Here is a 7,345-nt window from a genome sequence, read left to right on the forward strand (position 1 = left end):
TGCCCTGACGCGGTGGAGCCGCATGACGCGGGGCCTTTGCTGCGATACACACTTCGACTGCCGGACGGTTTCTCTTGGCTGAGTTCATCTACACCATGCGCAAGGCGCGCAAGGCGCACGGCGACAAGGTCATCCTCGACGACGTCTCGCTGAACTTCCTGCCCGGCGCCAAGATCGGCGTCGTCGGCCCCAACGGTGCCGGGAAGTCGACGATCCTCAAGATCATGGCGGGCCTCGAGCAGCCGTCCAACGGCGAGGCGCGGCTCTCCCCGGGGTACACGGTCGGCATCCTCCTGCAGGAGCCGCCGCTCAACGAGGACAAGACCGTGCTCGGCAACGTCGAGGAGGCGGTCGGCCCGCTCAAGGCGAAGATCGACCGCTTCAACGAGATCTCCGCCCTCATGGCGGAGCCCGACGCCGACTTCGACAGCCTGCTGGCCGAGATGGGCACGCTGCAGGAGGACATCGACGCCGCCGACGCGTGGGACCTCGACTCCCAGCTCGAGCAGGCGATGGACGCCCTGCGCTGCCCGCCGCCGGACGCCGACGTGAAGGTGCTCTCCGGTGGTGAGCGCCGCCGCGTGGCGCTGTGCAAGCTGCTGCTGGAGAAGCCCGACCTGCTGCTGCTCGACGAGCCCACCAACCACCTCGACGCCGAGTCGGTGCTGTGGCTCGAGCAGCACCTGGCCACCTACCCGGGCGCCGTCCTCGCCGTCACCCACGACCGGTACTTCCTCGACCACGTCGCGGAGTGGATCTGCGAGGTCGACCGCGGCCGCCTCTACCCGTACGAGGGCAACTACTCCACCTACCTGGAGAAGAAGCAGGCCCGCCTCGAGGTGCAGGGCAAGAAGGACGCCAAGCTCGCCAAGCGCCTCAAGGACGAGCTCGAGTGGGTGCGCTCCAACGCGAAGGGGCGCCAGACGAAGTCGAAGGCGCGCCTGGCCCGCTACGAGGAGATGGCTGCGGAGGCGGAGCGGACGCGGAAGCTCGACTTCGAGGAGATCCAGATCCCCGCGGGCCCGCGCCTGGGCAGCGTGGTCCTCGAGGCCAGCAACCTGCAGAAGGGCTTCGACGGCCGCCAGCTCATCGACGGCCTGAGCTTCACGCTGCCGCGCAACGGCATCGTCGGCGTCATCGGCCCGAACGGCGTCGGCAAGACCACGCTGTTCAAGACGATCGTCGGCCTGGAGCCGCTCGACGGCGGCGACCTCAAGGTCGGTGAGACCGTCAAGATCTCCTACGTCGACCAGTCGCGCGGCGGCATCGACCCGAAGAAGACGCTGTGGGAGGTCGTCTCCGACGGGCTCGACTTCATCAAGGTCGGCAACGTCGAGATCCCCTCGCGCGCGTACGTGGCGTCGTTCGGCTTCAAGGGCCCGGACCAGCAGAAGCCCGCGGGCGTGCTGTCCGGTGGTGAGCGCAACCGCCTCAACCTGGCGCTGACCCTCAAGCAGGGCGGCAACCTGCTGCTCCTCGACGAGCCCACCAACGACCTCGACGTCGAGACCCTCGGCTCGCTGGAGAACGCGCTGCTCGAGTTCCCCGGCTGCGCCGTCGTGGTCTCCCACGACCGGTGGTTCCTCGACCGGGTCGCGACGCACATCCTCGCGTACGAGGGCACGGAGGAGGACCCGGCGAACTGGTACTGGTTCGAGGGCAACTTCGCCTCGTACGAGGAGAACAAGGTCGAGCGCCTGGGCGCCGACGCCGCGCGCCCGCACCGCGTGACGTACCGCAAGCTCACGCGCGACTGAGCGCGCGGGCCCCGAGCCCGCACAGCCAGCACGGCAGCACGACGCCCCCGGCCCCCCGCGGTGCCGGGGGTGTCCTGCGTCCGGGGAAATGCGTGGGCACGGGACCGCTCGTCGGCGATACTCCTGCGATGACCGCGACGACCACCCGCACCCGCCCCGTCTGGCCCGACCTGCCCGCCGCCGTGCGCGCGGGGATCGAGGCGCGGCTCGGGGCACCGGTGACGGGGTGGACCAGCCACGACGGCGGGTACTCCCAAGGGCTGGCGTCCACGCTGCGCACCGACCGCGGCGACGTGTTCGTCAAGGCGGTCGGTCCGGAGCACTCCTTCACGGTGGGCCTGTACCGCCAGGAGGCGGAGCGCGCTGCCCGGCTGGGCGACGGCGTGCCCGCGCCGCGCCTGCGGTGGCTCGCCGAGGTCGGCGTCGCCGAGAGGCCCGAGTGGGTCGTGCTCGCCTACGACGCCGTCGACGGGCGCGCGCCGGTGCAGCCCTGGCGCGAGGAGGAGCTGCGTGCCGTGCTCGACCTCGCGGTCGAGGTGGGGACGCACGAGGTCGGCGCGGGGGTGCTCCCCGAGTTCGCCGCCGAGCTGCCCGCGCGTCTCACCGGGCGGCTCGCGGCGGAGCGGCCGGATGGCCTCGCGTCGTACGACCCGTGGCTCGGGCAGCATCTGGACCGGCTCGCGACGCTCGAGCTCGAGGCGCCGGCGGCCGTCGCCGGGAACCGGCTCGTCCATGGCGACCTGCGCGGCGACAACGCGCTGCTGGTCGGCGGAGGATCGGGCCGCGGAGCGGCCCGGGTCCGGGCGGTCGCCGTCGACTGGGCGTACCCGGGCCGGGGTGCGGCGTTCTGCGACCTGGTGGGCATGCTGCCGGCCGTGCAGGTGGAGGGCGGGCCGGCGCCGGAGGAGGCGCTACGGCTCCGCCCGCTGCCGGCGGGGACCGACGAGGACGCGGTGACGGCCTACCTCGTCGCGCTCACCGGGTACTTCGTGCACTCGTCGCTGCAGCCGCCGGTCCCCGGCATCCCGCACCTGCGGGCGTTCCAGCGTGCCCAGGGCGAGGCGTGCGTCGCGTGGCTGCGCCGTCGTCTGGCCTGAGGCTCCGGGCGGAAGATGTCAGGACGGCGCGAGCGGCTGCACCCGACCCGGGCGCGCCATCTCACAGGTCGGCTCTGCACGGATCGTCCCTGATGGGCAGACTGGGTACATGACCGACCCGGACACGCCCGCCGCCCCCGACCCGCGGGACGAGGCGGCGGCCCGGGGGCTGGTCGACGCGCTCGAGACGTTGCGTGCCCGGCTCGGTGCCCTGCGCCTGCCGCTGGAGACGCCCGGGGTGGGTGCGGCGCGGGCCGACCTGCACCAGGCCGTCGACCAGCTCGACGACTACCTGCTGCCGAGGCTGCGGGCGGAACGCGCGCCGCTGCTCGTCGTCGTCGGCGGATCGACCGGCGCGGGGAAGTCCACCCTGGTCAACTCGCTGCTCGGGGAGCCGGTGTCCGCGCCGGGGGTGCTGCGTCCCACCACCCGCGCGCCCGTCCTCGTGCACCACCCCCTCGACGCGCGCTGGTTCACCACCGACCGGGTGCTGCCCGGGCTGGCGCGCGTGACGTCGTCGGGCCGTCTGTCAGAGACCCGGCCCACCGGGGCGGCGGGTGCGTCTGACGGGTCCGGGGCGGAGGGGGCCGCTGCGCTGCGGCTGGTCGCGAGCGAGGCGCTGCCGCAGGGGCTCGCCCTGCTCGACGCCCCCGACATCGACTCCGTGGAGGCGGCCAACCGCGAGCTGTCCGCGCAGCTGCTGGGGGCCGCCGACCTGTGGCTCTTCGTCACGACCGCGGCACGGTACGCGGACGCCGTGCCGTGGGACCTGCTGAGCCAGGCCGCCCGCCGGCGGGCGCAGGTCGCGATCGTCCTCGACCGCGTGGACCCGGGGGCGGAGGTCGTGGCCGACGACCTGCGTCGCATGACGGTGGAGCACGGGCTGGGCGACGCCCACGTCTTCGTGCTCGGCGAGGCCGCCGAGCAGGGACCCGGGGCGCTCGTGGACGGGCTGCTGCCGGAGGCCGCCGTCGCGGAGGTCGCCACGTGGCTGTCGGGGCTGGGCGGCGACCCCGAGGCGCGGGCACGGGTCATCGCCGCCACCCGCGACGGCGTGGTGGACGACCTCGTGCGCCGCGCGGTCGCCCTCGCGGAGACCGCGGACGGGCAGGAGGTGGCCGACGCCCGGCTGCGCGACGCCGCCCGGCGGTACCACGCGGAGGCGTTGGAGCAGGTCGAGGCGGCGACGTCCGACGGCGCGCTCCTGCGCGGCGAGGTGCTCGCCCGCTGGCAGGACTTCGTCGGGACGGGTGAGTTCTTCCGGTCCGTCGAGGCGGGCGTGGGGCGCGTGCGGGACGCGGTCGCGCGCTTCTTCCGCGGCCGGCCGAAGGAGGCGCCGCAGGTGGAGCAGGCCATCGCGCACGGGCTGGAGTCGGTGATCCTCGACGCGGCGGAGCAAGCTGCCGAGCGCACGTTCGCGGCCTGGCGCAGCGACGGCGCGGGCGCGGCGCTCCTGGAGGGCCTCGACCTGGCGCGCGTCCCGGCGGCGCTGCGCACCGAGGTGGCGGAGCAGATCCGCGGCTGGCAGGAGGACGTGCTGGCGCTGGTGCGCGAGCAGGGCGAGTCGCGGCGCGGTACCGCCCGGGCGGTCTCCTTCGGGGTGAACGCGCTCGGCGTGAGCCTCATGGTCATCGTCTTCGCGTCGACCGCCGGTCTGACGGGCGCCGAGATCGGTATCGCCGGCGGCACGGCGATCGTCGCGCAGAAGCTGCTCGAGGCGGTGTTCGGCGACGAGGCCGTGCGCCGGCTCGCGGCCCAGGCCAAGGAGCGGCTGAACGGCCGCGTCGACGCGGTGCTGCGCGGGCAGGCGGCCCGGTACACGGCGCAGCTCGACGCGCTCGGCACGCAGGCGACCGGGGCCGGCGGCGTCCGGGACGCCGCCCACCGGGTCGCCGCGGCCGCCCGCGCCGAGCGGGCGGCCCGGTCCGTCCCGACCGAGGGCGTCACCCGACCGTGGAGCGGCGGGCTGCTGCGCGGCGCCGGCACGTTCCGACCGCCGGAGGCCCCGGCGGTCCCCGGCGAACCGCCCGCCGCCGAGGAGGCGGCCCCCGCCCGGCGGGGCGGCTGGTGGTCGCGCCGCCGGTCCCGGCGCGAGGAGGGCGACCGGTGAGCCGGATCGACCTCGCGGACCGGACCGCGGCGCTGGAGACCGCCGTCGTCGCGTCGAGCGGCCGCCTCGACCGCGAGCTGCTCGACGACGCGCGCGCCGTCGTCAAGCGGGCCCGTGAGCGCGGCGGGCTCTCCGCGGAGCACACGGTCGTGGCGCTCGCGGGCGCCACCGGCTCCGGCAAGTCGAGCGTGCTCAACGCCGTCGCGGGCGCGGAGATCGCGACCGTCGGGGTGCGCCGTCCCACGACGTCCCACGCCGTCGCGGCGGTCTGGGGCGACGGCGCCGGGCCGCTGCTCGACTGGCTGGAGGTCCGTCGGCGTCAGGAGATGCCGACGCCGGCGGACGACGACCCGGGCGACGACCCCGGTGCGGCGCGCCCGCGGCGAGGGCTGGCCCGGCTGCGGGGGAGGAGCGGCCCGGCGGGGATCTCGACCGGCCTGGTCCTGCTCGACCTGCCCGACCACGACTCGGTCGTCGTGGAGCACCGGGTGCGGGCCGAGCGGCTGGTGGAGCGGGCCGACCTGCTGGTGTGGGTCGTGGACCCGCAGAAGTACGCCGACGCGGCGCTGCACGAGCGGTACCTGCGACGGCTGGCGGGCCGGTCGGAGGTCGTCGTCGTGGTGCTCAACCAGGCGGACCGGCTGTCCGACGCCGAGACCGACGCGATGCTCGCCGACCTGCGCCGGCTGGTCGCAGCGGACGGTCTCGACGGTGCGCGGGTGCTGGCCGTGTCGGCCGCGACGGGGCGGGGGATCGACCAGCTCAAGGGGCTGCTCGCGGAGGCCGCGGCGCGCCGCGAGGCGGCGACCGCCCGGCTCGCCGCGGACGCCCGTGCCGCGGCCCAGCGCATCGCGGACGCGTGCGGGTCCAGCCCGGCGTCGCGCGCGGGGGAGCGGGCGGCCGACGCGCTGGTGGACGCGCTCGAGGCCGCCGCCGGGGTGCCGACGGTCGCCGACGCGGTGGCGGCCGCGCACCGCCGGGACGCCCACCTCGCCACGGGCTGGCCGGTCACCCGGTGGGTGTCGCGGCTCAAGCGCGACCCGCTGCGGCGGCTCGGGCTCCGGCGCGGCCCCGACGGTACGTCGACGGACAGGTCGGGAACCGCGACGGGACCCGAGCGACCCGACCTGGTGCGCAGCTCCCTCCCGACGACGCGTCCCGCCGTGCGCGCGGCGTCGGCGTCGGCGGTGCGCCGGTACGTCGACGAGGTGACCGAGGGTGCGCCCGACCCGTGGGTGCTGGTGGCGCGCGCCCGGGCGCAGGACGCGATCGACCGGATGCCCGGGGACCTCGACCAGGCGGTCGTCGGCACCCGGCTGGAGGCGGCGCGCCGGCCGCGCTGGTGGGCGGCGGTGGGCGCCGTGCAGTGGGTGCTCCTCGCGGCCGCGGTCGTGGGCCTGCTGTGGCTCGGCGCCGCCGCGGCGGTCGAGTACTTCCGGCTGCCGTCGCTGATCCTGCCGGTGCTCACCGTGGACCTCACCGCCTCGGGTGGCGGGGTGCTCGAGGTGCCGTGGCCCACCCTGCTGGCGATCGGGGGGCTCGTCGCGGGGCTGCTGCTCGCGCTCGTCTCGCGGGCCTTCACGGCGTGGGGCGCGCGTCGCCGTGCGTCGCGCGTGCGCCGCCGGCTGCGGGAGTCCGTCTCGGGCGTCGCGGACCGGCTGGTGCGCGTGCCGGTGGGGGACGAGCTCGCCGCCCTCGCCCGCTGCCGCGCCGCGGCGGCGATCGCGGCCGGCTGACGCCGGTCCCGGGCGATGCCGTCCGGGAGGCGACGCCGTGCGACGATGCGGACCATGACCCGTCTGCACGTGCCCGTCCCCCTGCGCTGGTCGGACCTCGACGCCTACCAGCACGTCAACAACGTCGCGATGCTGCGCCTCCTGGAGGACGCGCGCATCACGGCGTTCTGGCGGCACCCGGAGGCCGCGGACGGCGAGGAGTGGCCCACCGCGGTCCTCGACACCGGCCCGCACGCCACGTCGCACACGCTGGTGGCCGGGCAGCAGATCGAGTACCTGCGGCCGCTCGCCTTCTCCCGCACCCCGGTCCGGGTCGAGATGTGGATCGGCGCGATCGGGGGCGCGAGCCTCGAGGTCTGCTACGAGGTGCACGACGGCGTCCCCGGCGGGTTCGACCGCACCGGTCCGGCGTCCGGCGGCAAGGCGTACGTCAAGGCCGCGACGACGATCGTCGTCGTCGACGCCGCGTCCGGCGCCCCGCGGCGCATCGCCGACGACGAGCGCGCGGCCTGGGAGGCCTACCTCGAGGAGCCGGTGGCCTTCCGCCGCCGCGGCTGACCGCGAGGTGGTACCGGTCCTGCCGAGGTGGTGCGGATCGCGCCGAGGGAGGACGGGGATCGCCGAGGTGGTGGACTGGTCCACCAC

General features: G+C 75.8%; 5 protein-coding genes. All 5 read left to right on the forward strand.

The window, feature by feature from the left end; genetic code table 11:
- Positions 1-74 precede the first annotated feature (74 nt).
- A complete protein-coding gene (gene ettA / locus ACFWEK_RS16400; RefSeq protein WP_430554720.1) occupies positions 75-1,757 on the forward strand; it encodes an energy-dependent translational throttle protein EttA in 1,683 nt (560 codons plus the stop codon).
- Positions 1,758-1,885: 128 nt separating this feature from the next.
- Positions 1,886-2,854 (forward strand): phosphotransferase, encoded by a 969-nt coding sequence (locus ACFWEK_RS16405; protein WP_430554721.1) that lies wholly within the window; start codon positions 1,886-1,888, stop codon positions 2,852-2,854.
- A 109-nt stretch (positions 2,855-2,963) separates the two neighbouring features.
- Complete coding sequence (locus tag ACFWEK_RS16410) at positions 2,964-4,964, forward strand: dynamin family protein (RefSeq protein ID WP_430554722.1); 2,001 nt, start codon at positions 2,964-2,966, stop codon at positions 4,962-4,964.
- Positions 4,961-6,700 carry a GTPase gene (locus ACFWEK_RS16415; RefSeq protein WP_430554723.1) on the forward strand — a complete coding sequence of 580 codons (1,740 nt, stop codon included), beginning with the start codon at positions 4,961-4,963 and terminating at the stop codon, positions 6,698-6,700. Before ACFWEK_RS16410 ends, ACFWEK_RS16415 begins: the two co-directional genes overlap by 4 nt.
- A gap of 54 nt (positions 6,701-6,754) precedes the next feature.
- Entirely contained in the window at positions 6,755-7,258 is a 504-nt protein-coding gene (locus ACFWEK_RS16420) for an acyl-CoA thioesterase (RefSeq protein ID WP_430546936.1), read from the forward strand.
- Positions 7,259-7,345: the final 87 nt, after the last annotated feature.

This window comes from Isoptericola sp. NPDC060257, from assembly GCF_042726645.1.
Lineage (GTDB): Bacteria > Actinomycetota > Actinomycetes > Actinomycetales > Cellulomonadaceae > Isoptericola > Isoptericola nanjingensis.

Excerpts from the sequence above, each read along its gene's own strand:
- ACFWEK_RS16405 (WP_430554721.1), top strand. The coding sequence starts at position 1,886 with ATGACCGCGACGACCACCCGCACCCGCCCCGTCTGGCCCGACCTGCCC.
- ACFWEK_RS16410 (WP_430554722.1), top strand. The coding sequence starts at position 2,964 with ATGACCGACCCGGACACGCCCGCCGCCCCCGACCCGCGGGACGAGGCG.
- ACFWEK_RS16420 (WP_430546936.1), top strand. The coding sequence starts at position 6,755 with ATGACCCGTCTGCACGTGCCCGTCCCCCTGCGCTGGTCGGACCTCGAC.